The sequence below is a fragment of the Porphyrobacter sp. AAP82 genome, assembly GCF_000331285.1.
Classification (GTDB): domain Bacteria; phylum Pseudomonadota; class Alphaproteobacteria; order Sphingomonadales; family Sphingomonadaceae; genus Erythrobacter.
The window spans coordinates 90,176-116,843 of record NZ_ANFX01000016.1 but is presented as its reverse complement, the minus strand read 5'-3'; the positions used below and the strand labels follow the sequence as shown (position 1 = coordinate 116,843).

The following is a 26,668-nucleotide window of genomic DNA, read 5'->3' as shown; positions in this document are numbered from 1 at the left end:
GCGGGGCCACTGTTATCGCCTTGCTCGGGCCCACCCCCGACCCCTCCCGCGAGCGGGAGGGGAGAAAGCACCGGCTTCACCAGTTCGAGATACCAGTCGCAGAACTTGCTCCACGTGAACTGGTAGATGGCATTGGCCGCCGCGTCGAAGCGCAGGTCGGCCATCGCCTTTTCGATTTCCGAGACGCAGGCCTGCACCTCGCCGATGATCCACTGGTTGGCGGCGAGGCGGGCGGGCGGGGCCTTGATCGTGTCGGAGGCACCGATGCCATTGGATTGGCAGAACCGGGCGGCGTTCCACAGCTTCGTCGCAAAATTGCGGTAACCCTCGACCCGCTTTTCATCCATCTTGATGTCGCGGCCCTGGCTCTCCATCGCCGCCATGAAGAACCGCAGCGCATCCGCGCCGTACTGGTCGATGAGGCCAAGCGGATCGACGACATTGCCCTTGGACTTCGACATCTTCGCGCCGTCGGCTGCCCGCACGAGGCCGTGGAGATAGAGCGTATCCCACGGCTTCTGCCCCATGTTGTAAAAGCCCATCATCATCATCCGCGCATCCCAGAAGAACAGGATGTCGAAGCCGGAGATGAGGAGCGAGTTGGGGAAGTGCTTTTGCAAAAGACCCGTTCGGGCTGAGCTTGTCGAAGCCCCGTCCTTCACTTCCGAAGAGAAGTGCGGCCGTTGACCCTGCGGGTCAGCTTCGCTTCCGACAGGCTCAGGGCAAACGGAATTTTCCTCGGGCCAGCCGAGCGTGGCGAAGGGCCACAGCGCGGAAGAGAACCACGTGTCGAGGACGTCTTGGTCCTGCCAAACCGGGTAGGCTTCCTTATCCTTCAACAGGATCTGGCGTGCCTCTTCCTCGTTCGCGCACTCGATGAACGTTCCCGGCCAACGCTTTCCATCGGTCACATCGTCGAGGTCGCTCGCGTGCCAGACCTTCTCGCGCAACTCTTCCTCAGACGCGGCGACGAAGATGGCTTTCTCGGGGAGTTCGCGCCATTCACCTTTCGATGTGCGCTCGAATTTGAAGCCAAACCACGCCGGAATCCGGTGCCCCCACCACAGCTGGCGCGAGACGCACCACGGCTGGATGTTCTCCATCCAGTTGAAGAAGGTCTTCTCCCAGGTCTTGGGGACGATCTGGATATCGCCCGAGCGCACGGCCTCGATCGGCTGCTTGGCGAGTTCCGCGGCGTTCACGTACCACTGGTCGGTCAGCCACGGTTCGATCACCACGCCGCCGCGGTCGCCGAAGGGGGTGGCGATCTGGCGCGGCTCGGCGTCATGCTCGACCGGATTGCCTTCCTTGTCCTTGGTGATGTGCGGGATGAGGAGGCCCTGCTCCTTCATCCGCGCGACCACCAGCTCGCGCGCGCCGTCCACGCCCGCCCCGTTTTCATTGGCGCGGCGGAAGCGGTGGAGGCCGAGGAATTCCTCCGGCACCAGGCCATCGGCGGTCTGGCACACGTTCGCCTCGGCATCGAGCATGTTGAGCATCTCGGACGCGGCAAACCCGGCGCGCTTGCCGACCTCGAAGTCGTTGAAATCGTGCCCCGGGGTGATCTTGACGCAGCCGCTCCCCAGCTCGGGATCGGCGTGCTCGTCGGCGATCACCGGGATGCGGCGACCGGTCAGGGGCAGGATCACGTGCTTGCCGATGACGCTCTGGTAGCGCGGGTCGGCGGGGTTCACCGCCACCGCCATGTCGGCGAGCATCGTCTCGGGGCGGGTGGTGGCGACCTCCAGATAATCGCGCCCATCGGGCAGGGTCACGCCATCGGCCAGCGGATATTTGAGGTGCCAGAAGCTCCCCGCGATGGTCTGCGTCTCGACCTCGAGATCGCTGATCGCGGTCTTCAATTTAGGGTCCCAATTCACCAACCGCTTGTCGCGGTAGATGAGGCCATCATTGTAGAGGTCGACGAAGGTCTTGATCACCGCCTTGGTGAAGTGCGGGTCCATCGTGAACTGCTCGCGGCTCCAGTCCATCGAACAGCCGAGGCGCCGCAGCTGGTGGGTGATGGTGCCGCCGCTTGTCGCCTTCCACTCCCACACCTTCTCGACGAAAGCCTCGCGCGTGTAGTTGGTGCGCTTGTCCTGCCGCGCCTCCATCTGGCGCTCGACCACCATCTGGGTCGCGATCCCGGCATGGTCGGTGCCGACCACCCACAGCGCGTCCTTGCCCCGCAGCCGCTCGTAGCGGATCACCACATCCTGCAAGGTGTTGTCGAGCGCATGGCCGATGTGGAGGCTGCCCGTCACATTGGGCGGGGGGTTGACGATGGTGTAGGGCTCGGCGTCGGGCCGCTCGGGCCGGAAGCAGCCGTTCGCCTCCCAGTGGGCATACCAGCGTGCCTCGATGGCAGCGGGGTCGAAAGTGGTGGGCAGTTGCTCGCTCATGATGGTGCGCGCCATGCCAGCACCCATGTTGCGATGCAATGATGCAAAGGCGGCAAGAACCGTGCGCCGCGCCCCTGCCAGCACCTTGCAGGCCTGGCAAAATCCTCCCATACCCCGCCCCGATGCACAGTGCGGCGCAACATATGCTGGAGGAGGCAGACGCTGGCCCCGCGCGCCTCGTGCTGTCGGGGCACCTCACGCTCGCCGCCATCGCCCCGCTCGAACGCGCGCTGCGCGGCATCGCGGGGCCGATCCGCGCGGTCGACCTTGCCGGCGTCGAGGAGATCGACACGGTCGGCGCATGGGTCGTGTGCCGCTTCGCCCGCGAGCACCAAAGCGACATCACCGGCGCCAGCCCCGAAGCGCAGCGGCTGCTCGCCGCGATGCACGATATCGAGGCGAGCGGCGACACCCATCCGCACCGCCTGCCCGTCTGGGAACGCGTACCGCTTGCCGTGGGCGAGAAGGTGTTCGGCGCGCGCCGCGGCATCTACGGGGTGGTCGGCTTCTTCGGCCAGATCCTGCTCGGCGCGGCCAGCCTCATGCGCCACCCTGCGCGCTTCCCCTTCAAGGCGCTGGTCCACCAGATGGAGCTGGTCGGCGTCACCGCGCTCCCCATCATCGGCCTGATGAGCTTCCTCATCGGCATCGTCATCGCCCAGCAGGGCTCGGTCCAGCTCCAGCAGTTCGGCGCCGAGGCGCTGACCGTCAACCTCGTCGGCCGCATCACCTTGCGCGAACTGGGCGTGCTGATGACCGCGATCATGGTCGCCGGCCGCTCGGGGAGCGCCTTTGCCGCGCAGCTTGGCACCATGAAGCTCACCGAGGAGATCGACGCGATGCGCACCATCGGCATCTCGCCCATCGAGGTGCTGGTGATCCCGCGCATCCTGGCGGCCACCTTCATGATGATCCTCCTGGGCTTCTTCGCCGCGCTGCTCGCGATCATCGGCGGGGCGGTGGTGGGCCAGTTCGCGCTCGGCATCCCGTTCTTCACCTTCCTCTTGCGCATCCAGGAAGTGGTGCCCACGCACGACCTGTGGGTCGGGCTGATCAAGGCCCCGGTCTTCGGCCTGATCGTCGCGCTCGCCGGATGCTATCACGGCATGCAGGTCCACGGGAATTCCGAGGAGGTCGGCCGGCGCACCACGATGGCGGTGGTCTCGGCGATCTTCGCGGTGATCGTCCTCGACGCCTTCTTCGCGGTGTTCTTCACCGAGATCGGGTGGGGGTGATGCGGGTCAACAGCCATTCATCGAACGACGAACCGGTCATCAAGATCGAAGGCCTCGTCAACACCTTCGGCGATTTCGCCGTCCACGACGGGCTCGACCTTACCGTGCGGCGCGGCGAGATCCTCGGCGTGGTCGGCGGGTCGGGCACCGGCAAGTCGGTGCTGATGCGCTCGATCATCGGCTTGCAGCAGCCCACCGCCGGGCGGATCGACGTGCTGGGCAGGACCATCACCGAACTCGATCTCGACCAGGGCATCGGCGTGCGGCGGCGCTGGGGCATCCTGTTCCAGGGCGGCGCGCTGTTCTCGACCCTGACGGTGGGCGAGAATGTCGAGGTGCCGCTCAAGAAATACTACCCCGATCTCGACCCCGCCTTCCGCGCCGAAATCGCGCGCTACAAGGTGATGCTGACCGGCCTTCCCGAAGATGCGGTCAAGAAATTCCCGTCCGAGCTTTCGGGCGGCATGAAGAAGCGCGCCGGCCTCGCCCGCGCGCTCGCGCTTGATCCCGAACTGCTGTTCCTCGACGAGCCGACCGCCGGCCTCGATCCGATCGGCGCGGCCAAGTTCGACCGGCTGACGCGCGAATTGAAGGAAACCCTCGGCCTCACGGTGTTTCTCATAACCCATGATCTCGATACGCTTTACGAGATCTGCGACCGCGTCGCGGTGCTCGCCGACAAAAAGGTCATCGCGGTCGGCACCATCCCCGAACTGGTCGCCACCGGCCACCCGTGGATCGAGGAATATTTCAACGGCCCGCGCGGGCGCAGCGCCCATGCGACGCATCTCCACGGAGAAGCGCCATGAGGCCCCCGGCGCATGACAGAACATTGGACAACCCCGCCTGCGGGGCCGCATAGGAAGCGCACATGGAAACCAGAGCCAATCATCTGTGGGTCGGTGCGGTGACGCTGGTGCTGCTGGCGGCGCTGGCGGCGTTCATCGTCTGGATCGCGCGCCTCAATGAAGGCGCCAAGGACGAATACGACATCTTCTACAACCAGTCGGTCTCGGGCCTCAACCAGGGCAGCCAGGTGACCTTCGCGGGCGTTCCGGTGGGGCAGGTGACCGAAATCGCGCTGGCCAAGGACAATCCCGAATTCGTCCGCGTGCGCGTCAAGGTGAAGGATGATGTGCCGATCCTCGTCGGCACGCAGGCGACCATCCAGGCGAGCTTCACCGGCGTCTCGACGATCCTTCTGGACGGCGCGCGCAAGGATAATCCGCCGATTACCTGCGAAACCACCGCCTGCCCTGAAGGCCGCCCGGTGATCCCCCCGGGGCGCGGCGGCTTCGGCGAGATCGTGGCGAATGCGCCGCTGCTGCTGGAGCGGCTGGCGACCCTGACCGAGCAATTGAACCTGATCCTTGGCCCTGAAAACCAGAAGGAACTGGCCGGCATCCTCAGGAATTCGAACCGGCTGACCGCAGGCCTCGTCGATGCGACCCCCGAGCTGACCCAGAACCTCAAGGATTTCCGCGTCACCATGCAGGAATTCAACCAGACCCTCGACGCGGTCGAGCGGCTGGCCGACAACACCAACGGCCTCGTCGGCGAGGAAGGCGAGCCGCTGGCGGCCGAACTGCGCGCGACCCTGAAAAGCGCCAATACGACGCTCGCTGCGCTGTCCGCGACGCTCGAGGACACGCGCCCGGCGATCCGCCAGCTGCGCACGGGCACGCTCCCGAACGCCGAGGCGACCTTGCAGGACCTGCGCGCCACCAGCCGGTCCCTGCGCGCGATTACCGAAAAGCTCGAAAGCGAAGGCGCGGGCGCGCTGGTGGGCGGCAAGTCGCTGCCCGACTACAAGCCCGAGTGAGAGGGAAGACCGCATGACCACCAGTTTCCGGCCCGCCCTCCTTGCGCGCCTTCCGGTTTTGGCGCTGGCGCTTGCGCTGAGCGGCTGCATCAGCCTTGGCGGAGAGCCGCCCGAAAGCCTGCTGACCCTGAGCCCGTCCGCACGTGCGCCCGCCGGGCCGGGCGTTGCCGGCGGGGCCGAGCGCGCGGTGATCGCGGTGCTGCCCTTCGATACCCCGGCCAAGCTCGATGTGCTGCGCGTGCCGGTGGCGGTGAGCGATACCGAGCTTGCCTATCTCCAGGAGGCGTATTGGGTCGAAAAGCCCGCCCGCCTGTTCCGCCGCGTGGTCGGCGAGACGATCCGCGCGCGCGGGACAGCGATGGTCGTGGATGGCGACGATGTGGCGGGCACGCCGGGTGTGACCTTGCAGGGCACGCTCACCGAAATGGGCTATGACGCGGCGACCGGCGAGGCGGTGGTGCGCTTCGATGCGGTGCGGATTGCCAAGGATGGCGCGGTCGCCACCCGCCGCTTCGAGGCCAAGCAGAGCGGCGTGACGCCCGATGCGCGCTCGGTCGGCGCGGGGTTGAATGCGGCCGCGAACACGGTGGCGGCGCAAGTGGCGGAGTGGGTCGCGCCCGGATAGGGGGAGCCCCGCCCGCGCCCCCGCGTAACTCCCCGCTTTCCTACATGATTCGGGCATGACAAGATGCGCGCATGACTCGCATCGCGCCCCTTTTTGTCCCGGAATCCGAGCCGCGCGGGGCGGGAGACAATTCTGTCTCTGGACAGTGTCTCATTGTCTCCTACACGGGCGGCGCGGGTGCCTATGCGGTGCCGGCCAGCCGGGCGAAGGCGGCGGCGCGCAGGAAATCGGCCTCGCGGCGTTGGCGGGGCTCCTCGGCCTCGGCGTCGCGGCCCCACAGCTCGGCCTGCCACGCCTCCTCGAGGCAGGCAGCCTGCCACAGGGCGAGCGGCTCGTCCGCGTGGGCCGCATCCAGCGCGCACAGTCCGATGGTGAGCGAGGCGGCGAGCCTGGTCATCGCCTCGAGCCCGGCAAGCTGGAAGGGGGTGAGGGTGAGCAGCCGCGCGCGCAAGGTCGCGAGGGTGGCAGGCGGCTGCGGGCGGTGGAGCACGCCGCTGACCCGGGTGAAGGTGACGCCGTGGGCGGCCTCGAAACCGGCAAGCAGCGGCTCCCACACCGCCAGCTGGTGGGCGTGGAGCGGTTCGTCCGGGTCGGCGCGGTAGCACAGGGTGTCGGTCTCGGCATAGCCGACGAGGCCCTCGGCTAGGCCCGGCGGGTCGGCCGCGACGATGTCGATGGCGTAGTCGGCCATGTCGCGCAAGGGCAGGCTGGCCGGGTCAATGGTCTCGCCCTGTCCGCGCCACTCGGCGGCAAGGGCTTCGCCGAGCGCGCGGGTGGGGAGCAGTTGGGGGGCGCCGCCGACGGTCCTGACGCCGCGGGTGTCCAGCATGACCTGCCAGCCCTCCGGGCGCTCGGAGAGGGTGACGGCTGTGTAGAAGCGGCGGATCATCGGCGGCGGTCGTCCCGGAAGCGCCGGGCGATGAAGCGGGGGAGGAAGACAAACTCGAGGAAGCCGAACACGGCGAAGGCAGCGCCCACCTCCCACGGCAGGTCGATCACCCCGCGCACGATCGCAAAGCCGAGCATGATGAGGGCGATAGAGAGGAAGCGGACGGCGGTGATGATGATGAAGCCGTTGCGGGCGCGGGTGTCGGTCATGGCAGCGCCTCCTCAAGCGCGGCGGCGAGGTCCGGGGCGCTCTCCACCACGCAGGCAGCGCCGCTGGCGAGCAGTTCGGGGGCCTCGTGGTAGCCCCAGCCGACCCCGATCGCGGCGACCCCGATGCTGCGCGCCATCAGCATGTCGAAGCTGGTGTCGCCGATCATCACCGCCTCCGACGGCAGCGCGCCGGCCTCGAACAGCGCGGCCTCAAGCATCGCCGGGTGGGGCTTGGAGGGGTGGCGGTCGGCGGTCTGGAGCGAGGTGAACAGGTGGGTGATCCCGTGGCTCGCCAGGCAGGCGGCCAGCCCGCGGTCGGACTTGCCGGTGGCGACCGCAAGGCTCCATCCGCCCGCGTGGAGGCTGTGGAGCAGCGCGGCGATGCCCTCGAACAGCGGCTCGTCGAGCAGCCCTTCCTCGCGCCGCGCGCGGTAGCTGGAGCGGTAGAACTCGGTGACCGCACGGTTGTCCGCCTCGCTGAGCGCAGGGGCAAGGCTGCGGACCGCGGCCGGCAGGCTCAGGCCGACGATGCGGCGCACCGCATGCGGGTCGGGCGCGGCAAGGCCGGCGCGGGTGAAGGCGCGCTCCATCGCCCAGCACACATCGGCCTGGCCATCGACCAGCGTGCCGTCGCAGTCGAACACGGCCAAGCGCATGGGGAGCCGGGTCATTCGGGCAGCTCCCGCACGAGGTGCGCGAGCGCGGCATGGCCCGCGGTCTTGAGACCGAGCGCGATTGCCGCGCGCTCCTCGGGCGTCTTGTTCTGGGAGAGCTTGAGGGTCGGCCGCCACGCCAGCACCTCGAGCTCGAAGCCGGTAATGCCGCGCAGCAGCCCGGACCACGTCTTGCCGGAGGTCTCCTCCGCCAGCCACGGCGCGCCCTCCAGCCGCCCTTCGTGCTTGAGGATCGCGGTGTGAAGGAAGGCCTCGAGCCCCGCGTCATCCATCCGCCGCACCCGGCCCTCGAGCTCGAGCGCGACATAGTCCCACGTCGGCACCGTGTCGCGGTTCGCATACCAGCGAGGGCTGACATAGGCGTCGGGGCCGTTGACCACGACCAGCGCGGGGCTGCCGTCGAGATGGCGGGCGAGGGCATTGCCGCGCGCCAGGTGGAACTGCACGGCCCAAGGCTTCTCAGGGCCATCGCCTGTCGACAGCACCGGCGTGTGCGCCGCCCGCAGCCCGTCGGGCGTGGCGGCGAAGACCATGCCGAAGCCGACCTCGTCGATCAGGCTCTCGCAAAGCGCGCGATCCTTTGTGCGGTAGAGCGGGTCGGGATGCATCAGCGGGTCGGCTTGCGGCCTGCTCCTCTGGCGGGCGGCTTGCCCCCGGACCCGGGCTTGCCCTTGCCCTTCGCTTTGGGCTTGGCTCCCGCCTTGGCCGCCCCGCGCGCGCGGCGGGGGGCGCGCTCTTCCTTGCGGGCCTGCTTGAAGTGGCGGCGCGCGGCCTGCTTCTTCTCTTCGGCGGTCTTCTCGGGCACATCCTCGCGCAAGGGGGAGGCATCCGACATCGCCGGGTCGAAGCCCAGCACCTCCATGCTCGCGGCAAAGTGCGGGGGCAGTTCGGCGGTGACGTCGAGCTTGCCGCCAGATCCCTCGCCCGCCTTGGGCTCGGTGATGATCAGGCGGCGGGCGTGGAGGTGCATCTTGCGGCTCACCGCGCCGGTCAGGAAGGCATCTTGCCCGCCATACTTGCCATCGCCCACGATCGGGTGGCCGATCGCCGCCATGTGGACGCGCAGCTGGTGGGTGCGCCCGGTCAGCGGCTCCAGCTCGACCCACGCGGCGCGCTGTCCGGCACTGTCGACCACGCGGTAGCGGGTCTTGGCGGCCGCGCCGTTCTCCTCGTCGATATGCATCTTCTCGCCGCCCGTGCCCGGCTGCTTGGCGAGGGGCGCGTCGATCACGCCCTCGGCGAGGTCGGGCTTGCCGACCACCAGCGCCCAATAGACCTTTCGCGCGCTCCGGCTCACAAATCTTTTGGAGAAACTCGCCGCGCTCCCCGGCGTGCGGGCGATCAGCAGCACGCCCGAGGTGTCCTTGTCGAGCCGGTGGACGAGGCGCGGGCGGGGCGCATTGCCTTGGACGAAAGCATCGAGCAGGCCGTCGACGTGCTTGGTCGTCTTGCTTCCCCCCTGCGTGGCAAGGCCGGGGGGCTTGTTGAGGACGATTGCGGTGGGCGTCTCGCGGATCACCATGTCCCTTGCCTCGGCGATCTGTTCGGGGCCGAGCGCGCGGGCGCGGGGCCTCGGGGCCTCGCGCGCGGGTTCGTCGCCGCCGGGGGGAACGCGCAGCACCTGCCCGGCGCTCAGCCGATCCTCCGGCTTGGCGCGCTTGCCGTCGACGCGGATCTGGCCGGTCCTCGCCCAGCGCGAGACGGTCGCAAAGCCGACCTGCGGCAGGTTGCGCTTGAACCAGCGGTCGAGGCGGATGCCGTCGTCATCCTCGCCGACGGTGAACTGGCGGACGTTGTCGGAAGCAGCGGGCACCTCGCTCATCGCGGGCCTCCCTGCATGGCGACAAGGCCGACGATCACCGCCGCCATCCCGGCAATGAGCGAGGCGGCGGCATAGCCGAATGCGAGCCCGGCCTGTCCGCGGTGGAGCATCGTCACCAGCTCGGACGAGAAGGCGCTGAACGTGGTGAAACCGCCGAGCAGGCCGACGCCCAGCAGCAGGCGCGTGGTCTCGGCCGCCGCTTCGCCCGGCGCGCGCAGCGCATACCAGCCGACCAGCGCGCCCATCGCGAGGCTGCCCGTGATGTTGACCGCGAGCGTGCCCCACGGGAAGGCATTGCCCTCGCCCGCCAGCATGCCCGCCCAGCGGCCCGCATGATAGCGCAGCACCGAACCGGCCGCGCCGCCGGCGGCGACATAAAGGCTTGCCTTCAGGGGAGAGATCACAGCGTCCATGGCGCGGCCATAGCGAGGCTCGCGCGTCGTGGCTAGGCAGGCTTCCCGGCACCAGGCGCTGTGGCGACTTGCCATTTTGCCCGGCTTGGACTAGGGGGGCGCGGTTTGAAGGGCGGCTCCCCTCGGGAATCGCCCGTATTTCATTGGAAATTCACCGCGTACCCTTGCGCAGAATCGTGCAAGGCTCTGGCGTTTGGACATGAGGTAATCGTCGTTTATGCAAATCATGGTTCGCGATAACAATGTCGATCAGGCCCTGCGCGCGCTCAAGAAGAAGTTGCAGCGCGAGGGCGTTTATCGCGAAATGAAGCTGCGTCGCCACTACGAGAAGCCTTCGGAAAAGCGCGCCCGCGAAAAGGCGGCCGCCGTGCGCCGCGCCCGCAAGATGGAGCGCAAGCGGATGGAGCGCGACGGGAGCAAGTAATCCCGTCGCCAGGCGCGCCTCCGGCAAAGGAAGCCGCTTGAAACACCCTTTCCGATCAGCCATCAGGGCGCGGTTTGAAACCCGCGCCCTTTTGTCGTCATAACGCCGCGCCGATTTGCCCGCGGTCCAACAGGACAAGACCATGACCGAGATTACCCGCGTTCCGATTCAGCCCGTTGCCAAGGGCTCGCTGACCAAGCTGTGGATCGGGGTGATCCTCGCCGTGCTGGTGGGGGCAGGGCTCGCGTGGGCCGCGATCCCGCGCGGGCTGAGCGTCGATGTGGTGCAGGCCGGCACCGGCCCCAATCCCAAGGATGGCGAGGTGATCTTCGTCAAGTACACCGGCAAGCTCGCCGCCGATGGCTCGGTCTTCCAGGACGCGCAGGAAAGCCCCTTCCCGGTGCAGGGTCTGTTCCCCGAAGGCACCCCGCTGCTGTTCCAGGAAGGCCAGATCATCCCCGGCTTCTACCAGGGCCTCAAGAACGTCCAGAAGGGCGGCAAGTACACGATCTTCATCCCCGCCGAACTCGGCTATGGGGCAACCCCGCCGCAGGGCTCGTCGATCCCGGCCAATGCCGATCTCGAATTCGACATCGAGGTGACCGGCATCATGACCCGCGCCGCGGTGGAGCGTAACTTCCAGATCCTCCAGCAGCAGATGCAGGCGCAGATGGGCGCAGGCGGCGGCGCGGGCGGGGCACCGGGGGGTGGGGCACCGGCGGACGAGGCACCGGCGGGCGGCGCTCCGCAGGGCGCTCCGGGCCAGTAAGGGCGGACGCAAGCATGTCGGTCGACAAGGCAACCGTCGCCAAGATCGCCAGCCTCGCGCGCATCCGCATGGATGATGCCGCGCTTGAGCGGATGGTGCCGGAACTGAACGGCATCCTCCAGTGGGTCGAGCAGCTCGGCGAGGTGGACACCGCAGGGGTCGAGCCGATGGCGGCGGTGATCCCCAACACCCTGCGCCTGCGCGAGGACGTGGTCGATGCCGACCCGCTGACCGGCGGCGGCAAGCGCGAGGACGTGCTCGCCAATGCGCCGGCGGCCGAGCACGGCTTTTTCGGCGTGCCCAAGGTGATCGAGTGATTTCGGATTGGTCCGCCTGCCATTCTCCCCTTGGCGGGGAGCGGGGCGGGGCGGGCACGAACAACCAGACCCCCGCATGCGGACAGGCCCACCCCCGGCCGCACCCGCCAGCGGGAGGGGAGACAGAATGACCGACCTTACCTCTCTCGGCGTCAAGGACATCCGCGATGGTGTCGCCAAGGGCGATTTCACTGCGCGCGAAGTGGCGACAAGCTTCAATGCCGCCGTGGCCGAGGCAGCACACCTCAACGCCTTCATCGTCACCACCCCCGACCACGCGCTCGCCGCTGCCGACAAGGTGGACGCCGCGCGCGCGGCGGGCGAGGCGCTGGGCCGCATGGCGGGCGTGCCGATCGGCATGAAGGATCTGTTCGCCACGAACGGCGTCCAGACCACCGCCGCGAGCCACATCCTTGAAGGCTTCACGCCGCGCTATGAAAGCACCGTCAGCCAAAAGCTGTGGGACGCGGGCGCGGGGATGCTGGGCAAGCTCAACCTTGACCAGTTCGCGATGGGCTCGTCGAACGAGACGAGCTTTTTCGGCAACGTCACCTCGCCGTGGAAAAAGGCCGGGAGCAACGCCGCCATGTCGCCGGGCGGCTCCTCGGGCGGTTCGTCCGCCGCCGTCGCCGCGCGCATCGCGCCGGCTGCGACCGGCACCGACACCGGCGGCTCCATCCGCCAGCCTGCCGCTTTCACCGGCATCTGCGGGATCAAGCCGACCTATGGCCGCTGCTCGCGCTGGGGCATCGTCGCCTTCGCTTCGAGCCTGGATCAGGCCGGCCCCATGGCCCGCTCGGTCGAAGATTGCGCGATCATGCTCGGCGCGATGGCGGGGTTCGATCCCAAGGATGCGACCAGTCTCCAGATGGACGTGCCCGATTGGGAAGCGGCGCTGAACTCCGACCTCAGGGGCAAGAAGGTCGGCATCCCGCGCGAATACCGGATGGAGGGCACCGATCAGGCGATCCTCGAATCGTGGGAGCAGGGCAAGGCGTGGCTCAGGGACGCGGGCGCGGAGATCGTCGATGTCTCGCTGCCCCACACCAAATATGCGCTGCCCGCCTATTACATCGTCGCCCCCGCCGAAGCGTCGTCGAACCTCGCGCGCTATGACGGGGTGCGCTATGGCCTGCGCGATCTGCCCGAGGGCGTCGGCCTTCAGGACATGTATGCCGCCACCCGCGCCGCCGGCTTCGGCGACGAGGTCAAGCGCCGCATCCTGATCGGCACCTATGTGCTCTCGGCCGGCTTCTACGATGCCTATTACACCCAGGCCCAGAAGGTCCGCGCGCTGGTCGCCCGCGACTTCGCGCTGGCCTTCGAGCAGTGCGACGTGATCCTCGCCCCCACCACGCCGACCGCGAGCTTCCCCTTGGGCTCGATGAACGAAGACCCGCTGACGATGTATCTGAACGACGTCTTCGCGGTCCCCGCCAGCCTCGCAGGGCTCCCGGCGATGAGCGTCCCTGCAACGATCAACGCCGACGGGTTGCCATTGGGCCTCCAGCTGGTCGGCAAACCCTTCGACGAGCAGGGGGTGCTCAATGCGGGCCTCGCCATCCAGCAGCGCGCAGGCTTCACCGCCAAGCCGGAGAAGTGGTGGTGATCGCCGACACGCCGCTCGTGATCGCCGGGATCGGCATCATCCTGGCGGTGCCGCTGACCTTCATGGTCGCCAATTGGGTGAGAAAGCACGTCGATCACGGCGAAATGCGCTTCGGGCCGGATGGACAGGTGATTGAGGACGAGGACAGGAAATGAGCAACTACCGCATCCAGGGCACCACCGGCGAGTGGGAGGTCGTGATCGGCCTTGAAGTCCACGCGCAGGTCACCTCCAACGCCAAGCTGTTCAGCGGCGCGGCGACCGCCTTCGGGGCGGAGCCCAATGCGCAGGTGAGCCTCGTCGATGCCGCGATGCCGGGGATGCTGCCCGTGCCGAACCGCGAGTGCATCCGCCAGGCGGTGCGCACCGGGATGGCGATCGAGGCGCAGATCAACGCGTGGAGCCGGTTCGACCGCAAGAACTACTTCTACGCCGACCTCCCGCAGGGCTACCAGATCAGCCAGCTCTACCATCCCATCGTCGGCGAAGGCTCGCTGCTGATCGAGGCGGACGAGAAGGCGGGGATCGCCGAGGACAAGGTCATCGGCATCGAGCGCATCCATGTCGAGCAGGACGCTGGCAAGCTGATGCACGATCAGCACCCGACCATGTCCTATGTCGACTTGAACCGCTCGGGCGTGGCGCTGATGGAGATCGTCAGCCGCCCGGATATGCGCTCGCCCGCCGAAGCCGGGGCTTACTTGAGGAAGCTGCGCGCGATCCTGCGCTATGTCGGAAGCTGCGACGGCAACATGGAAGAAGGCTCGATGCGCGCCGATGTCAATGTCAGCGTGCGCAAGGCGGGCGAGCCCTTCGGCACCCGCACCGAGACCAAGAATGTGAACTCCGTGCGCTTCGTCATGCAGGCGATCGAGCATGAAGCGATGCGCCAGGTCGATGTGCTCGAAAGCGGCGGGAAGATCGTGCAGGAGACCCGCCTGTTCGACCCGGGCACCGGCACCACGCGCACCATGCGTTCGAAGGAAGACGCGCATGATTACCGCTACTTCCCCGATCCGGACCTGCTGCCGCTGGTGCTGGAGGACGACTTCCTCGCCGAATGCCGCGCGAGCTTGCCCGAATTGCCCGACGCCAAGCGTAAGCGCTATGTCGAGGTGCTGGGTCTCACCCCCTACAACGCGCGCGAGCTGACTGCCGAGGTGGAAACCTTCGCGCGGTTCGAGACGCTGCTGTCCGAAACCGCCAAAGCCACCGGCAAGGGCGATGCGGACGTCGCCACGCAGGTCGCCAACTGGTCGCTCTCGGTCGCGCCGGGGGTGTTGAAGGCGCTCGGGGACGAGGGCGACCCGGCCAACGCCACGGCAGCTGCGCAGGCAAGCATCCTCGCGATGGCCGACAAGGCCGAGATCAGCGGCGGGCAGGCCAAGGAGATTTTTGAAATCGTCCTCAAGACCGGCCGCGATCCCGCTGAAATCGCGGAGGCCGAGGGGCTGAAGCAGGTCTCCGACACCGGCGCCATCGAGGCTGCGGTCGACGCGATCATCGCCGCCAATGCCGACAAGGTCGAACAATACCGCGCCGGCAAGGAAGCGCTGTTCGGCTTCTTCGTCGGCCAGACGATGAAGGCGATGCAGGGCAAGGCCAATCCGCAGCTGGTGAACCAGCTCCTGAAGGGCAAGCTGGGGTAGGGCTTGGCTCAGGGCGCGATCCGGATCGAGCGGGACGAATTCACCGGGGTCACACTCGATCTCATCGGGCGCAGCTTCGGGGTGACCTCGCTTCACGGGTTCGATGTCTTCTACACCGCCGAGGACCTGTTCGAGGAGGTGATGTATCGCCGCGCGGGCAGCGAGACGGGCGTCCGGTGCGATGCCGCGATGCTGTTCTTCCGGTTGCGCGGCAATTTCGAGCGGTTGAGCCCGGGCACGGCCATCACCCCTTCGACGCGGCTCAAGGGCCTTGCGCGCCTCTCGCCCAAACGGCTCAGGAAACGGCTCGCGCGCGAGTCGGGGCTCGCCATGCCCGATGACGAGGTCGGCTGGCTGGGCTGCGCGATGGTGCTCGTCGGGGTGATCGGCGCGCCGCTGATGTGGTGGCAGGTCGATTTCGCCGCTGGCTGCCTCACCCTGTTCGGCGCCGGCATGCTCAGCATGTTCGACCGCGGCGGCTATACGGGACGGTGGGAGACGGTGTGGTCGCTGGTCGATGCCATCGCCAGCAAGAACGTGCCGCGCAAGGATGCGATCAGCGCACGCAGCCGGACCGAGGACCTGTGGCGGCGCTATGCCGAAATCCTCGCGCACTCGGCCATGCCCGAGGCGAACGGCGCGCGGCTGGTCGATGCGCACCGGATCGAACGGCACACGCGGATCGAGGTGGTGTGAGGCCATGACCGCCCCCAAACTCGCCATCGTCCTCGTCCAGCCCGAGATCCCCGGCAACACCGGCGCGGTGGGGCGGACCTGTGTGGCGCTGGGCATGGAGCTGATCCTGATCCACCCCTTGGGCTTCACCATCGACGACAAGCGGGTCAAGCGCTCGGGCCTCGATTACTGGCCGCATGTGCGCCTGACGGAATATGCGAGCTGGGACGCCTTCCTCGCCGCCCGCACGCCGCGCGCGGACCAATTGTTCCTGTTCGAGGAATTCGGCGCGCGCAGTTTCTACGAGCCCGACTATCCCGACGATGCCTTCCTCGTCTTCGGGCAGGAGACCAAGGGCATCCCCAAGCCGATCATCGACCGGCACCCCAATCGCCTGTTCAAGCTGCCGATGCGTTCGGGCGTGATCCGCTCATTGAACCTTGCCAACACCGTCGCGGCGGCCGCCTATCAGGCCCTGCGCGGGAAAATCTGACCCGGACTGTGGCGCGCTCGCCTCGCCCCGGCGAAATGGCCTTGTGATCCCAGAAAGCCATTGCGGCGCCAAGATCATGTGATATTTCATACCTGACTACCAGATCGGGGGCGGAATCAATGATTGTGAAGAGTGTGCGTGCGGGCCTGGCGGCTCTTGCGGGGGCGAGCCTGCTTGCCTTTTCGGCACCGGCCATGGCCGGGGATACCACCCACGAAGGCTTCGTCTTCCCCGCTGACGGCAGCATGAAGATCGTCGTCTTCCGCCCCGATGTCAGCGTCGGCTCGCAGAAGGCGGGCGGCATCATCGAGCCCAATGCCGACTGGACCGAGACCGCGCGCACCAACATCAAGGCCGAACTGGTCGAACGCGCGGCGCTGATGAATGCCCAGCTCCAGTTCGTCGACGAGCTCGAGGGCGAGAACGCCGAGGTGCTGACCGAATACCGTGCGCTGTTCGAAGCGGTGTCGGGCGCGATTTTCACCCACGTCACGATCGGTGACAGCCTCGCCACCAAGCAGAAGCTGGTGAGCGATCCCAAGGTGCCCGGATCGCGCCCGAAGAAGGTCAACCAGCTCGACTGGACGCTCGGTGCGGGCGCGGCCAAGCTGCGCGAGGCGACCGGGGCGGACTATGCGATGTTCGTCTTCACCAACGATGCCTATGGCGACAGCGGGCGCAAGGCGGCGCAGGCGGCGGGGATGCTCGGCTGCCTGATCGGGGTCTGCGTGATCGTGCCTTCGGGCATCCATGTCGGCTATGCGGGTCTGGTCGAGCTTTCGAGCGGCGATGTGGTGTGGTTCAACACCGACCTTGCGATGGGCGGCGACCCGCGCGAGGCGGACGGGGCGGAAAAGCGCGTCGGCCAGCTGATGGACGGCTTTCCGCTGCGCCCCGGCGTGGTGCTGCCCAAGGCGCCGGGCTGAGGCCGCGGGCCCCGGGCCCCGGCCGATGGCGGCGGCCTGCCGAGGCAGGTGCCGCCGCGGACATGCAGCGATGCGCAGCCTTCTCCTTTCCACTCTGCCCCTGCTGGCGTTGAGCGCGGCGAGCCCGCTGGCCGGGCAGGACGCCGCGCCGGCCCCCGCGCCTGCTGGGGTGACGCCCGCGGTCGAAGGGACGTTCGAGGGCCCCTACCAGCCCTCCGACGATCTGGAGCGCGGGTTGTGGCACCAGATGGAAGAGGCCGAGCGTTCGCTGCGCATCTCCAAGCAGGTGATCCGCGATCCCGAATTGAACGCCTATCTGCGCGAGGTGCTGTGCCGCACGGTCGGCCCCGAATGCGCCAACATCCGGCTCTATGTCCTGCGCTCGCCCTATTTCAACGCGACCATGGCGCCCAACGGGGCGATGACGGTGTGGTCGGGCCTGTTGCTGCGCGCCCAGAACGAGGCGCAGCTGGCCGCGGTGCTCGGCCATGAATTCGCCCATTTCAAGCGCCGCCACAGCCTCCAGCTGTTCCGAGAGGCCAAGGAAAAGAGCAGCGCGGCGGCCTTCCTGTCCTTCACCGGGGTGGGTCTGCTGCTGTCGATCGGACTGATCGAATCCCTCTACGCCTTCTCGCGCGAGATGGAGGAGGAGGCTGACCGCGATGGCCTCAAGCTCGTCATCGATGCAGGCTATGACCCGGCGCAGGTCCCGCTGATCTGGGAGCAGATGCTCGACGAGCGCGATGCGACGCTGGTGGCGCGCGGGCGCGACAAGGACAAGCGCAAGGCCAAGGCCGGGATGTTCGCCACCCACCCGCCGAGCCAGGCGCGGATCGATTATCTGCGCCGCGCGATCGCCGGGCAGACGATCAGCCCGGCCGCCGAAAGCGGTCTGGAACGCTACCGCGCGCGGCTGGCGGCATGGTGGCCGCAGTTCCTCGACGACCAGCTGAAGCTCAATGACGACGGCGGCAGCATGTTCCTCATCGATTCGATCGACAAAATCAACGGCTGGACCGCGTGGACCGGCTTTGCCCGCGCCGAATTCCACCGCCGCCGCGGCGCGCCAGGCGATGCGGAGGCCGCGATCGGTTTCTACACCGACACCATCGCGCGCGGCGGCGATCTGCCCGAGCTTTGGCGCGGCCGCGGCTATGCACTGCGCAAGGCAGGCCGGACCGATGAATCCCGCGCCGATTTTCTCGAATATCTGGGCCGCGTCCCGAACGCCCCCGATCGCGCCATGGTGAGCATCCTAGCAGGAGTACAATGATGAAGAGGCTGTCCGTCCTTGCCCTTGCCGCGGCGCTTGTCGCGCTGCCCGCCGCCCCGGTCATTGCCGGGTGGAAGCTTGTCGAACCGGGTGCGCCCGTCGCGGTCGGCAAGAGCGCGATGAAGGTCACCGCGTCGGAAAAGTGGAACCGCTGGAGCGTCCGCCCGGTCAAGCAGGGCGAGGTCTGGACGCGTGACGGCACCAACCTCAACGAGCTCTATTTCGTCACCGGCCTGCCCGCCGGGATGACGCTCTACAAGGACACCCAGAAGAAGGAGCGCCCGCTCCCCAAGCTGTCGGCCAAGATGGATCTGACCGAGATCCCGGAGTTCTACGAAAGCTCGACCCGGCTGGTGCTCAACACCTCGGTGTTCCAGATGACCGCGGTGGAGCCGGCCAAGATGGGCGGGCAGGACGCGGTCAAGTTCACCTTCGAATATTCGGTCGAGGGCAGCCCGCTGAAGCGCCGCGGGGTGGGGATCGGGACGATGGTGAAGGGGCAGCTCTACCTGATCCACTTCCTCGCGCCCGCCACCCACTTCTTCGAGCGCGACCAGGCCGAAGTCGAGAAGATCATGGCGAGCGTGACGTTCTGACCCTTTCGCAGCGCCGGGGCTAATCCAGCCCCAGCGCCTTGAGGTTCATCGTCGCCGCATTGTAGCTCGCTTCGGCGAGGCGCCCGGCCAGCTGCGCGCGGATCGCGCTGATGCGGGCGTTGGCGGCGGTTTCCTCGCGCGCATTGACCAGGAAGAACTCGCCCGCCCCCAGCCGGAAGCGGGTGCGCTCGGCGGCGACCATGGCGTTGGCCTGCTTGACCTCGGCATCGGCCAGATCGGCGAGCTTGATCGCCGCGCCAAGGCCGGCGAGGATATTGGCGACATCGGTGGTGAGCTGGTCGGTGATGCGGCGCTGGCGCAGCTCGGTCTCGCGCAGTTCGGCCTCGGCGCGCTGGACCGCGCCTTGCGCGGTGCGGCGCTGGAGCGGGACCGAGAAGGTGAGGCCGACCACGGTGTCGGTCGAATCGAAGCCCGGCCCCCCGGGCCCGATCTGGCCGAAATCGCGCGACAGTTCGACCGAGGCGTTGAGCGAAGGTTGAAGGTCATTCTGCCGCAGCGCGAGCCTGTTGGTGGCGCGTTCGAGCGCGATCCTGAAGGTTTGCAGTTCGGGCCGGCTTGCGATCACCGCGCTCACCGGCGTCGCGGCGAGCGCCTCGGGGCGGGGCACCGCGCGCATCCGCGCCAGTTCGGGCAGCATCTCGCGGGTCGGCACGATCATCTCGCCGCTCTCGCCGCGCAGGTAGAAGCCCAATGAATTGGACGCGGTGAGAAAATCGCGGCGGGCCTGTTCCAGCAGCGTGCGGCGCCGCAGCAGGTTCTGTTCGTTTTCGGTGAGGGCGATCCGCGCGCGCGCGCCTTCGTTCACCTCGCGGGTCAGGCCGATCTGGCGCGCTTCGGCGATTTCAAGCAGTTCCTCGAAGACGCGGATTTCCTCGCCCGCCGCAACCCAGCGCCAATAGGCACGCAGCGCCTCGTGCTGGACGTTGAGCTGCACCAGCATGACATCGAGCCGGGCCTGCGAGGCCGCGAGGCGCGTGTCCTCGATCGCGAAGCGGCGGCTGTCGATGTCGCGGTTCCTGAGCAGCGAGAACAGCGCGCCGACCTTCACCTCGCCGAGGTTGTTGGTGTAGTTGTAGTTCTCGTAAGTCGGAAAGGTGCCATTGGAGACGCGGTAGGAGCCGAACACCTCGGCGCCATAGGGCCTGAGCGGCTGGCGCGCCTCGACCTTGCCGTAGCCGCCCGAATAGAAGCCGGTGAGGCGGTCGTAATATTCGCCCTTGAGCATCAGGTCGAAGGCGCCGTCGGCCCCCAATTGGTCGGCGCGCGCGGCGGCCTCGCGCTCGAAGGCTTCGAGGATCGCGGGGAAGGTGAGCGCCGAGGATCGCAGCACGTCCTCGGGCGTCAGCGGCCCTGCCTTGAGCGCGGTTTCCATCGGTTCGGGATTGGGGACGATATCCTGCGCGATTCCCGGGACAGGCGCGGCACACAGCAGCGCCAGCGCCGCGCCGGGCAGCAGCAGGCGGGGCCGTCGGCTGCGTCTCACTTCGCCGTCCCGGTGCTTTCGGGTGCCGGCAGCTGCGGCGGGAAGTTGTTGAGCTGGCGCCAGATTTCGTAGCCCACCGGAACCGTCTCGAGCAGCACAAAGGCCTGCACCGCCGCGCCGAAGCGGACGTAGCGTTCCTCGGGCCAGCCATAGCCGTCGAGCTTTTCCTCGGCGATCAGCACCCGGAACCGCCCGTCGATCTGCGCCGAACGGTCGACCGCGATCACGCGGCCCCCGAAGGTGCCGACCGCCACCGAGGGCCAGCCGGAGAACTGCACCGCAGGCCAGCCTTCGAACTGGATGCGCGCCTGATCGCCCGGCCGCACCAGCGCGACATCGCGCCCGTCGATGAAGATCTCGATCACCCGCCCCGCGCCGTCGGGCACGAAGGTCGCAAGCACGTCGCCCGCCTTGATGAAAGTCGCCGCATCGCCAGCGTTGAGGCTCTGGATGAAGCCGTCACGCGGGGCGCGCACGATCTGTTCGGACTGGCGCGAGAGGTTCACGTCGGCGCGGTTCAGCGCGGCCGTAGCGGCGGCGACCTGGCCTTCGCGCTCGGCGATGCGGATCTGTGCGGCCTCGAAATCGCGCCTTGCGGCAAGCCCGGCCTCGAACAGCTCGCGGCTGCGGCGCTCGTCAAGCCGCGCGGTGGCGAGCGCGGATTTGGCGGCTTCGAGTTGCAGTTCGATCTGCGCGCGTTCGGCCTGGAGGCGTTCGATCAGCTGGGGGTCGATATCGGCGATGCGGACGATCGGATCGCCCTTCTTCACCGAGGAACCGTCGCGCACATACCATTCCTCGATCCGGCCCGGCACCAGCGCGTTGATGTCCTGCTTGCGCTCGTTGGGGCTGAGCGTCGTCACCACGCCGCTGCCCGAGGTGGTCTGCACCCACGGGACATAGACGAGGAACGCGACCGCGATGATGATCGCGGCGAGGATCATGTAGAAGATCACCCGCATCACCCGCGGCACCCTGATCGATGCCAAGGTGGTGAAGTGCGCCATGTCTTCCTTGAGCGTGGCCATGGTCATGCCCCCCCTTCGGCAATCGCCGCGGTGAATTCCTCGAAGCTGGCGAAGGAGCGCTGCCGCTGCGCCTCGAGATAGAGGAAGCGGTCGAAGCCCAGGTCGATGCGGCGGTTCGAGAAGTAGATCACGGTCGTATAGGCCTGTGCGCGCAGCTCGGCGACGGCGCGTTCGATGGGTTCGGGATCGAGCAGGTCGAACAGGCGGCTCAGCACCAGGATGCGCGGGCGTTCAAGCAGCGCGTTGGCGAGCTTGAGCTGCTGGAGTTCCACCGCCGAGAGCGGATAGCCGGTCGCCGCGAGCGGGGTATCGAGCCCCTTTTCGAGCGCCGTGACAGTGCCCGCCAGCCCCACCGTCTCGAGCGCGCCGAGCATCCGCTGCGGCGCGGTGTCGGGGCAGGACAGGGCAAGATATTCGCGGATCGTCATCTCGACCGTGCTCGGCCGTTCGAGCACGTGGATGTTCTTGCGCAGATGGTGCGCCTCGATCGCCTTCATGTCGATCCCGCCCAGCGTGGCGATGCCCCCTTGCGGCAGGGCGTGCATCTTGAGCAGATTGGTGAACAATCGCTGCACCCCGTCCTGGCTGGCTGCGGCCATAATGATCGTGCCGGCCGGAATTTCGAGATCGAACCGCACGTCCTCGTTGCGCGCGCGGCCCATGACGCCCTTCATCACCAGCGTGTGATCGGGCCCGTCGAAGGGATCGGCGCCCTTGGGCTGTTCCTGCTCGACATCGTAGAACTGCGAGATTTCTTCCACGGCCGCGAAGAGATCGTAGAAATAGCCCAGATAGCTGCCGAGCTGCGAGACCCCGGCAAAGGCGGCCGACAGCACCAGCTCGGCCGCGACCAGCTGGCCGAGGGTCAGCTCGTTCTGGATCACCAGCCACCCGCCAAGCCCGAGCAGCGCGGCGCTTGCGGCGGCATACATCAGCAGGAAAGCGAGGGTCTGCGCGAAGAGATGGCGGAAGTGGCGGCGCCGCTCGTTGATGTAGACGCGGGTGAAATCGTCGGTCTTGTCGAGCGCGTAATCGATGCGGCGCTGCGACTTGAAGAAGCCGTTGGAACCGCCGATTGTCTCCAGCCAGGCGGCGGTGGCGTGCTTGGCGTGGCTCACGTCGACCCCGGTGCGCAGCGCCCGCGCGCCCCAGATCAGCCACACCGCCCAGATCATGGCGATCATCACCAGCGTGAAGCCGAGGAAATAGGGGTGGTAGAGGCTGACCAGCACAAACCCCACCGCGATCTGGAGCAGGGTGGTGAAGCCGCCGATCATCAGGATCGGGATCGCGGTCTGGACATAGACGACGTCGAAATAGCGGTTGAACAGCGAGCCCTTCTTCGCGTCGCCGAAAAACGGGTTCTGGGCATAGACCGAAATCAGCGCGATCTCGGCCACCATGCGCGCGTGGAAGCGGCGGGCGAAGATCTCCATCAGGTGGACGCGCAAGGCGTAGAGCAGCACCGAGATCGTCAGCAGGCCGAACAGCGTGAGCGAGAGCACCACCAGCGGCGCGGTCAATGCGGTGTTGGCGATGGTGTTGATCAGCATCTGCACCGAAATCGGCGTGGCCAGCGAAAGCAGGCTGATGCCGATGCCGTAGACGGCGGCGAGCCAGTAGAAACTGGCCTCGGGCTTCAGGATGTCGAAGAAGATCCTGAAGAACTTGGCGAGACTGATTTTCGAGCCGTAACTTTGGCCTTCCCCTGCCATGTCAGCCTTTCCGTTGCGAAACCCGTGTCCAAGCGATCTGCTGCCCAGGGGCTGAAGCGCTGCCGACGAAGCTTGCCTCTATTGCAACCGCCCCGCGCCGCAAGCGAACAATGGTCCAGAGGCGCGGCGGTTCCGTGGGCGACAAAATGTGCAAATTCGCGAGGATACGAGGTTTGGCAGATAATGAGAGGTAATAAAGTATCGCGCTCCGATAGCGCCCAAAGCTTGCGGGCAGATGAACCGCTTGCAATGAAGCACGGATGATGGCGGCTTTGCTTGCACATAATGCGCGCAGCAGCGCCGATATCGTGCTGGTGGGCGGCGGGCATGCCCATGTTGCGGTGCTGGCCGACTGGACCTCGCGCGGAGTGCCGGGCCGCGGCCGCGCCGTGCTGCTCACACCCGAGCCGGCCTTGCGCTATTCGGGCATGGTGCCGGGCTGGCTGGCGGGGCAGCACGGTGAGGCCGACGGGCTGGTCGATCTGGCAGCGCTGGCCGCGCGCGCGGGGGTGGAGCTGGTGCCGGGCCGCTGCGCCGCGCTCGATCCCGAGCGCCGCGTGGTGACCACCGCGGGCGGGCGCGAGATCGCCTTCACCATCGCCAGCTTCGATACCGGCGGGGAGGGGCAAGGCAGGACGCTCGTCGGTGACGACCCGCGCCTCATCGAGGTGCGGCCCATCGGTGCTTTCGTGGAGAGCCTCGCGGCTTTGCGCGCCTGCGGGCGGGACCTGTCGCGCATCGTCGTGGCGGGCGGCGGGGCGGGGGGCGTGGAGCTCGCCTTCGGGCTTCGCAACCTCGCGGGCGCATCGCCGCGCCCCAAGGTGACGCTGGCGACCGGAAAAGCAGGCCTGCTCCCCGGCTTTGCGCAAGGCGTGCAGGAGCGCGCGGCGCGCGCGCTGGCCCGGCAGGGAATCGCGGTGATCGCGGGCGACGCGCGCTTTGCGGGCGGGGCGCTGACGGCAGGCGGCGCGTCGCTCGAACCCGCCGACATGGTCATCGCCGCGACCGGTAGTGCTGCGCCTGGCTGGGTGCGCGCGAGCGGGATCGCCTGCGATGCGGCGGGCTTCCTCGCGGTCGATGCGCACCAGCGTTCGGTCTCGCACCCGCATATCCTTGCCGCGGGCGACGTCGCCGCGCGCACCGACCGGCCGCTCGCCCATGCGGGGGTCCATGCGGTGTTCGCCGGGCCGGTGCTCGCCGCCAACCTGCGCGCCATGAGTGCCGGCAAGAGCCCGCGCGCCGCCTACCGCCCGCGCCCCCGCAGCCTCTACCTGATGAACACCGGCGACGGCTCGGCGATCCTCAGCTACGGCCCGATCAGCGCCGAGGGACGATGGGTGCTTGCGCTCAAGCACCGGATCGACAAAGCATGGATCGCGAGATACGCGGCGCTTGCAGTCAAGGCGTAACGGCACGAGGCCCGGGAGCGAACCGGGCCGCAAAGGGGATCGTCTCGTGAAGAAACTCGCCATCATCGCCGTGCTGGCCGCGCTGGTCGCTGCCTATTTCGCCTTCGGGCTGGGGCAATATCTGACGCTGGCGGGGATCAAGGCGCTGTCGGCCGATATCGCTGCCTTCCAGCAGGACAACGCGATTGCGGTGATCGCGGGGTTCTTCCTTGCCTATGTCGCGGTCACCGGGGCATCGCTGCCGGGCGCTGCGATCATGACGCTGGCGGCGGGCGCGCTGTTCGGGGTGGTGGAGGGCACGGTGATCGTCTCCTTCGCCTCGACGCTCGGCGCGACGCTCGCCTTCCTGTCCTCGCGCTACGTGCTGCGCGACACGATCGAGGCGCGCTTCGGCGAGCGGCTGAAGGCGATCAACGCCGGGCTCGAGCGCGACGGGGCGTTCTATCTGTTCAGCTTGCGGATGATCCCGGTCTTCCCGTTCTTCATCGTCAACCTCGTGATGGGCCTGACCCGCATTCGCACCCTGACCTTCATGTGGGTAAGCCAGCTCGGCATGCTGCTGGGCACGGTGGTCTATGTGAACGCGGGCACGCAGCTGGCGCGGATCGACAGCCTGTCGGGGATCGCCTCGCCGGCGGTGCTGGGCAGTTTCGTCCTGCTCGGCATCGTCCCGTGGATCACCAAGGGCATCATCGGCGCGCTCCAGCGCCGGAAGGTTTACGCAGGGTTCAAGCGTCCCCGCAAATTCGACCGCAATCTGGTGGTGATCGGCGCGGGGTCGGCGGGGCTGGTTTCGGCGCTGATCGCGGCGACGGTCAGGGCCAAGGTCACGCTGGTCGAGGCGCATGAAATGGGCGGCGATTGCCTCAACACCGGCTGCGTACCGTCGAAGGCGATCATCAAGAGCGCCAAGGTCGCCAGACAGATGCGCCATGCGGACAGGTATGGCCTGTCGGCGCAGGAACCGCAGGTGCCGTTCAAGGCGGTGATGGCGCGGGTGCTCGAAACCATCAAGACCATCGAGCCGCATGATTCTGTCGAGCGCTACACCGGGCTGGGCGTCGATGTGGTCAAGGGTTACGCGACAATCCTCGACCCCTGGACGGTCGAGATCGCGCGCAATGATGGCGGCACCCAGCGTCTCACCACCCGCTCGATCATCATCGCCAGCGGGGCCGAGCCGGTGGTGCCCGACATTCCCGGCATCGAGGACAGCGGCTACGTCACCAGCGAAACCGTGTGGACCACCTTCGCCGCGCTGGACGAAGCCCCGCGCCGGATCGCGGTGCTGGGCGGCGGCCCGATCGGGTGCGAGCTTTCGCAGGCCTTCGCGCGATTGGGCTGCGAGGTCACCCAGATCGAGCGCGGCGAACGGGTGCTGGCGCGCGAGGACGATGACGTCTCCGCGCTCGCCCGCGCTTCGCTCGAGGAATCGGGGGTGCGGGTGCTTGTCGGCCACAAGGCGGTGCGGATCGAAGGGCGCTCGCTTGTCGCCGAGGCGCAGGGCGCGGAAGTCGAAGTGCCCTTCGATGCGCTTATCGTCGCCATCGGCCGCAAGGCGCGGCTGACCGGCTTCGGGCTCGAGGAAATCGGCGTGAACGTGGCGAAAACCGTCGTCACCGATGAATTCCTCGCCACCAAATTCCCCAATATCTTCGCCGCTGGCGATGTTGCCGGGCCCTACCAGTTCACCCATACCGCCAGCCACCAGGCGTGGTATGCGAGCGTGAACGCGCTGTTCGGGACCTTCCGCAAGTTCAAGGCCGATTACCGCGTCATCCCCGCCGTCACCTTCCTCGACCCCGAGGTCGCCCGCGTCGGATTGAACGAGCGCGAGGCGGCCGAACAGGGGATCGCGGTGGAGGTCACCCGCTACGATCTCGACGATCTCGACCGCGCGATTGCCGAGAGCGAGACGAAGGGCTTTGTGAAAGTGCTGACCCCGGCGGGCGGCAAGGACACGGTGCTGGGCGCGACGATCGTGGGTGCGGGCGCGGGCGAGCTCCTCGCCGAATATGTGCTGGCGATGAAGCACGGGATCGGATTGAACAAGATCCTCGGCACGATCCACGCCTATCCGACGATGGTGGAGGCCAACAAGTTTGCCGCCGGCAACTGGAAAAAGGCGCACAAGCCCGAAGGCCTGCTTGCGTGGGTCGAGCGCTATCACGCCTGGATGCGGGGCTAGGGC

27 protein-coding genes are annotated in these 26,668 nt (G+C 67.6%); 17 read left to right on the top strand and 10 right to left on the bottom strand.

Translation table 11 applies throughout. From position 1 onward, the window contains the following. Positions 1-2,417: valine--tRNA ligase (locus D620_RS16765; protein ID WP_017664782.1), on the bottom strand; the 2,417-nt coding region annotated here is incomplete at its 3' end. Between the two features lie 107 nt (positions 2,418-2,524). Between D620_RS16765 and D620_RS0105435 the strand changes: the two genes are divergently transcribed. The 4 genes from D620_RS0105435 (at position 2,525) to D620_RS0105420 (ending at position 6,084) form a co-directional block, all read left to right on the top strand. Next, the gene (locus D620_RS0105435; RefSeq protein WP_017664781.1) at positions 2,525-3,637 is read left to right on the top strand and encodes an MlaE family lipid ABC transporter permease subunit; all 1,113 of its coding nucleotides are present in this window, start codon (positions 2,525-2,527) and stop codon (positions 3,635-3,637) included. Beyond that, complete coding sequence (locus D620_RS0105430; RefSeq protein ID WP_033376236.1) at positions 3,637-4,446, top strand: ABC transporter ATP-binding protein; 810 nt, start codon at positions 3,637-3,639, stop codon at positions 4,444-4,446. Before D620_RS0105435 ends, D620_RS0105430 begins: the two co-directional genes overlap by 1 nt. Before the next feature lie 62 nt (positions 4,447-4,508). After that, positions 4,509-5,459 (top strand): MlaD family protein, encoded by a 951-nt coding sequence (locus D620_RS0105425; protein WP_017664779.1) that lies wholly within the window; start codon positions 4,509-4,511, stop codon positions 5,457-5,459. A gap of 13 nt (positions 5,460-5,472) precedes the next feature. After that, a complete protein-coding gene (locus D620_RS0105420) occupies positions 5,473-6,084 on the top strand; it encodes an ABC-type transport auxiliary lipoprotein family protein (protein WP_017664778.1) in 612 nt (203 codons plus the stop codon). Positions 6,085-6,265: 181 nt separating this feature from the next. Here the strand turns inward: D620_RS0105420 and D620_RS0105415 are convergent, their stop codons facing one another. The 6 genes from D620_RS0105415 to crcB are packed head-to-tail and all read right to left on the bottom strand — an operon-like array spanning position 6,266 to position 10,091. After that, on the bottom strand, positions 6,266-6,973 hold the full coding sequence (locus tag D620_RS0105415) for an ATP12 family chaperone protein (protein ID WP_017664777.1): 708 nt from the start codon (positions 6,971-6,973) through the stop codon (positions 6,266-6,268). Next, a complete protein-coding gene (locus tag D620_RS0105410) occupies positions 6,970-7,182 on the bottom strand; it encodes a hypothetical protein (protein WP_017664776.1) in 213 nt (70 codons plus the stop codon). Before D620_RS0105410 ends, D620_RS0105415 begins: the two co-directional genes overlap by 4 nt. Then, positions 7,179-7,853 carry an HAD-IA family hydrolase gene (locus D620_RS0105405; RefSeq protein WP_017664775.1) on the bottom strand — a complete coding sequence of 225 codons (675 nt, stop codon included), beginning with the start codon at positions 7,851-7,853 and terminating at the stop codon, positions 7,179-7,181. The genes D620_RS0105410 and D620_RS0105405 overlap by 4 nt, the downstream gene beginning before the upstream one ends. Further along, positions 7,850-8,464 (bottom strand): FMN-binding negative transcriptional regulator, encoded by a 615-nt coding sequence (locus tag D620_RS0105400; protein ID WP_017664774.1) that lies wholly within the window; start codon positions 8,462-8,464, stop codon positions 7,850-7,852. Before D620_RS0105400 ends, D620_RS0105405 begins: the two co-directional genes overlap by 4 nt. Continuing rightward, positions 8,464-9,678, bottom strand: coding sequence for an RluA family pseudouridine synthase (locus D620_RS0105395; protein ID WP_017664773.1), 1,215 nt, complete (start codon positions 9,676-9,678; stop codon positions 8,464-8,466). The genes D620_RS0105400 and D620_RS0105395 overlap by 1 nt, the downstream gene beginning before the upstream one ends. Next, positions 9,675-10,091 (bottom strand): fluoride efflux transporter CrcB, encoded by a 417-nt coding sequence (gene crcB, locus D620_RS0105390; RefSeq protein WP_017664772.1) that lies wholly within the window; start codon positions 10,089-10,091, stop codon positions 9,675-9,677. The genes D620_RS0105395 and crcB overlap by 4 nt, the downstream gene beginning before the upstream one ends. 217 nt (positions 10,092-10,308) lie before the next feature. Between crcB and rpsU the strand changes: the two genes are divergently transcribed. The 11 genes from rpsU to D620_RS0105335 all read left to right on the top strand — a co-directional run bounded on the left by rpsU (position 10,309) and on the right by D620_RS0105335 (position 18,821). Then, entirely contained in the window at positions 10,309-10,515 is a 207-nt protein-coding gene (gene rpsU, locus D620_RS0105385) for a 30S ribosomal protein S21 (RefSeq protein WP_017664771.1), read from the top strand. A 142-nt stretch (positions 10,516-10,657) separates the two neighbouring features. Beyond that, positions 10,658-11,284 carry an FKBP-type peptidyl-prolyl cis-trans isomerase gene (locus D620_RS0105380; protein ID WP_017664770.1) on the top strand — a complete coding sequence of 209 codons (627 nt, stop codon included), beginning with the start codon at positions 10,658-10,660 and terminating at the stop codon, positions 11,282-11,284. A 14-nt stretch (positions 11,285-11,298) separates the two neighbouring features. Continuing rightward, positions 11,299-11,601, top strand: coding sequence for an Asp-tRNA(Asn)/Glu-tRNA(Gln) amidotransferase subunit GatC (gatC, locus tag D620_RS0105375; protein WP_017664769.1), 303 nt, complete (start codon positions 11,299-11,301; stop codon positions 11,599-11,601). 127 nt (positions 11,602-11,728) lie between these two features. Further along, positions 11,729-13,210, top strand: coding sequence for an Asp-tRNA(Asn)/Glu-tRNA(Gln) amidotransferase subunit GatA (gene gatA / locus D620_RS0105370; RefSeq protein ID WP_017664768.1), 1,482 nt, complete (start codon positions 11,729-11,731; stop codon positions 13,208-13,210). Continuing rightward, positions 13,204-13,365: a glutamyl-tRNA amidotransferase gene (locus tag D620_RS0105365; protein ID WP_233991988.1), complete on the top strand. Its 162-nt coding sequence runs from the start codon at positions 13,204-13,206 to the stop codon at positions 13,363-13,365. Before gatA ends, D620_RS0105365 begins: the two co-directional genes overlap by 7 nt. After that, positions 13,362-14,858, top strand: coding sequence for an Asp-tRNA(Asn)/Glu-tRNA(Gln) amidotransferase subunit GatB (gene gatB, locus D620_RS0105360; protein WP_017664766.1), 1,497 nt, complete (start codon positions 13,362-13,364; stop codon positions 14,856-14,858). The genes D620_RS0105365 and gatB overlap by 4 nt, the downstream gene beginning before the upstream one ends. A 3-nt stretch (positions 14,859-14,861) precedes the next feature. Continuing rightward, on the top strand, positions 14,862-15,554 hold the full coding sequence (locus D620_RS0105355) for a hypothetical protein (RefSeq protein WP_017664765.1): 693 nt from the start codon (positions 14,862-14,864) through the stop codon (positions 15,552-15,554). Between the two features lie 4 nt (positions 15,555-15,558). After that, entirely contained in the window at positions 15,559-16,026 is a 468-nt protein-coding gene (locus D620_RS0105350; protein WP_017664764.1) for a tRNA (cytidine(34)-2'-O)-methyltransferase, read from the top strand. 119 nt (positions 16,027-16,145) lie between these two features. Then, positions 16,146-16,952 (top strand): hypothetical protein, encoded by an 807-nt coding sequence (locus tag D620_RS14720; RefSeq protein WP_017664763.1) that lies wholly within the window; start codon positions 16,146-16,148, stop codon positions 16,950-16,952. Between the two features lie 70 nt (positions 16,953-17,022). After that, positions 17,023-18,225, top strand: coding sequence for a M48 family metallopeptidase (locus D620_RS0105340; RefSeq protein ID WP_017664762.1), 1,203 nt, complete (start codon positions 17,023-17,025; stop codon positions 18,223-18,225). Beyond that, positions 18,222-18,821 (top strand): hypothetical protein, encoded by a 600-nt coding sequence (locus D620_RS0105335; protein WP_026091972.1) that lies wholly within the window; start codon positions 18,222-18,224, stop codon positions 18,819-18,821. The genes D620_RS0105340 and D620_RS0105335 overlap by 4 nt, the downstream gene beginning before the upstream one ends. A 19-nt stretch (positions 18,822-18,840) precedes the next feature. Here the strand turns inward: D620_RS0105335 and D620_RS0105330 are convergent, their stop codons facing one another. The 3 genes from D620_RS0105330 to D620_RS0105320 are packed head-to-tail and all read right to left on the bottom strand — an operon-like array spanning position 18,841 to position 23,068. Beyond that, a complete protein-coding gene (locus D620_RS0105330; RefSeq protein ID WP_017664760.1) occupies positions 18,841-20,325 on the bottom strand; it encodes a TolC family protein in 1,485 nt (494 codons plus the stop codon). Continuing rightward, complete coding sequence (locus D620_RS0105325; RefSeq protein WP_017664759.1) at positions 20,322-21,359, bottom strand: HlyD family secretion protein; 1,038 nt, start codon at positions 21,357-21,359, stop codon at positions 20,322-20,324. The genes D620_RS0105330 and D620_RS0105325 overlap by 4 nt, the downstream gene beginning before the upstream one ends. After that, entirely contained in the window at positions 21,356-23,068 is a 1,713-nt protein-coding gene (locus D620_RS0105320) for an ABC transporter transmembrane domain-containing protein (RefSeq protein ID WP_017664758.1), read from the bottom strand. The genes D620_RS0105325 and D620_RS0105320 overlap by 4 nt, the downstream gene beginning before the upstream one ends. A gap of 260 nt (positions 23,069-23,328) precedes the next feature. On the opposite strand from D620_RS0105320, the gene D620_RS0105315 reads away from it, so the two are divergent. Both D620_RS0105315 and D620_RS0105310 read left to right on the top strand, forming a co-directional pair. Then, positions 23,329-24,477, top strand: coding sequence for an FAD-dependent oxidoreductase (locus D620_RS0105315; protein ID WP_017664757.1), 1,149 nt, complete (start codon positions 23,329-23,331; stop codon positions 24,475-24,477). A 46-nt stretch (positions 24,478-24,523) separates the two neighbouring features. Beyond that, on the top strand, positions 24,524-26,665 hold the full coding sequence (locus D620_RS0105310; RefSeq protein ID WP_017664756.1) for an FAD-dependent oxidoreductase: 2,142 nt from the start codon (positions 24,524-24,526) through the stop codon (positions 26,663-26,665). Positions 26,666-26,668 lie beyond the last annotated feature (3 nt).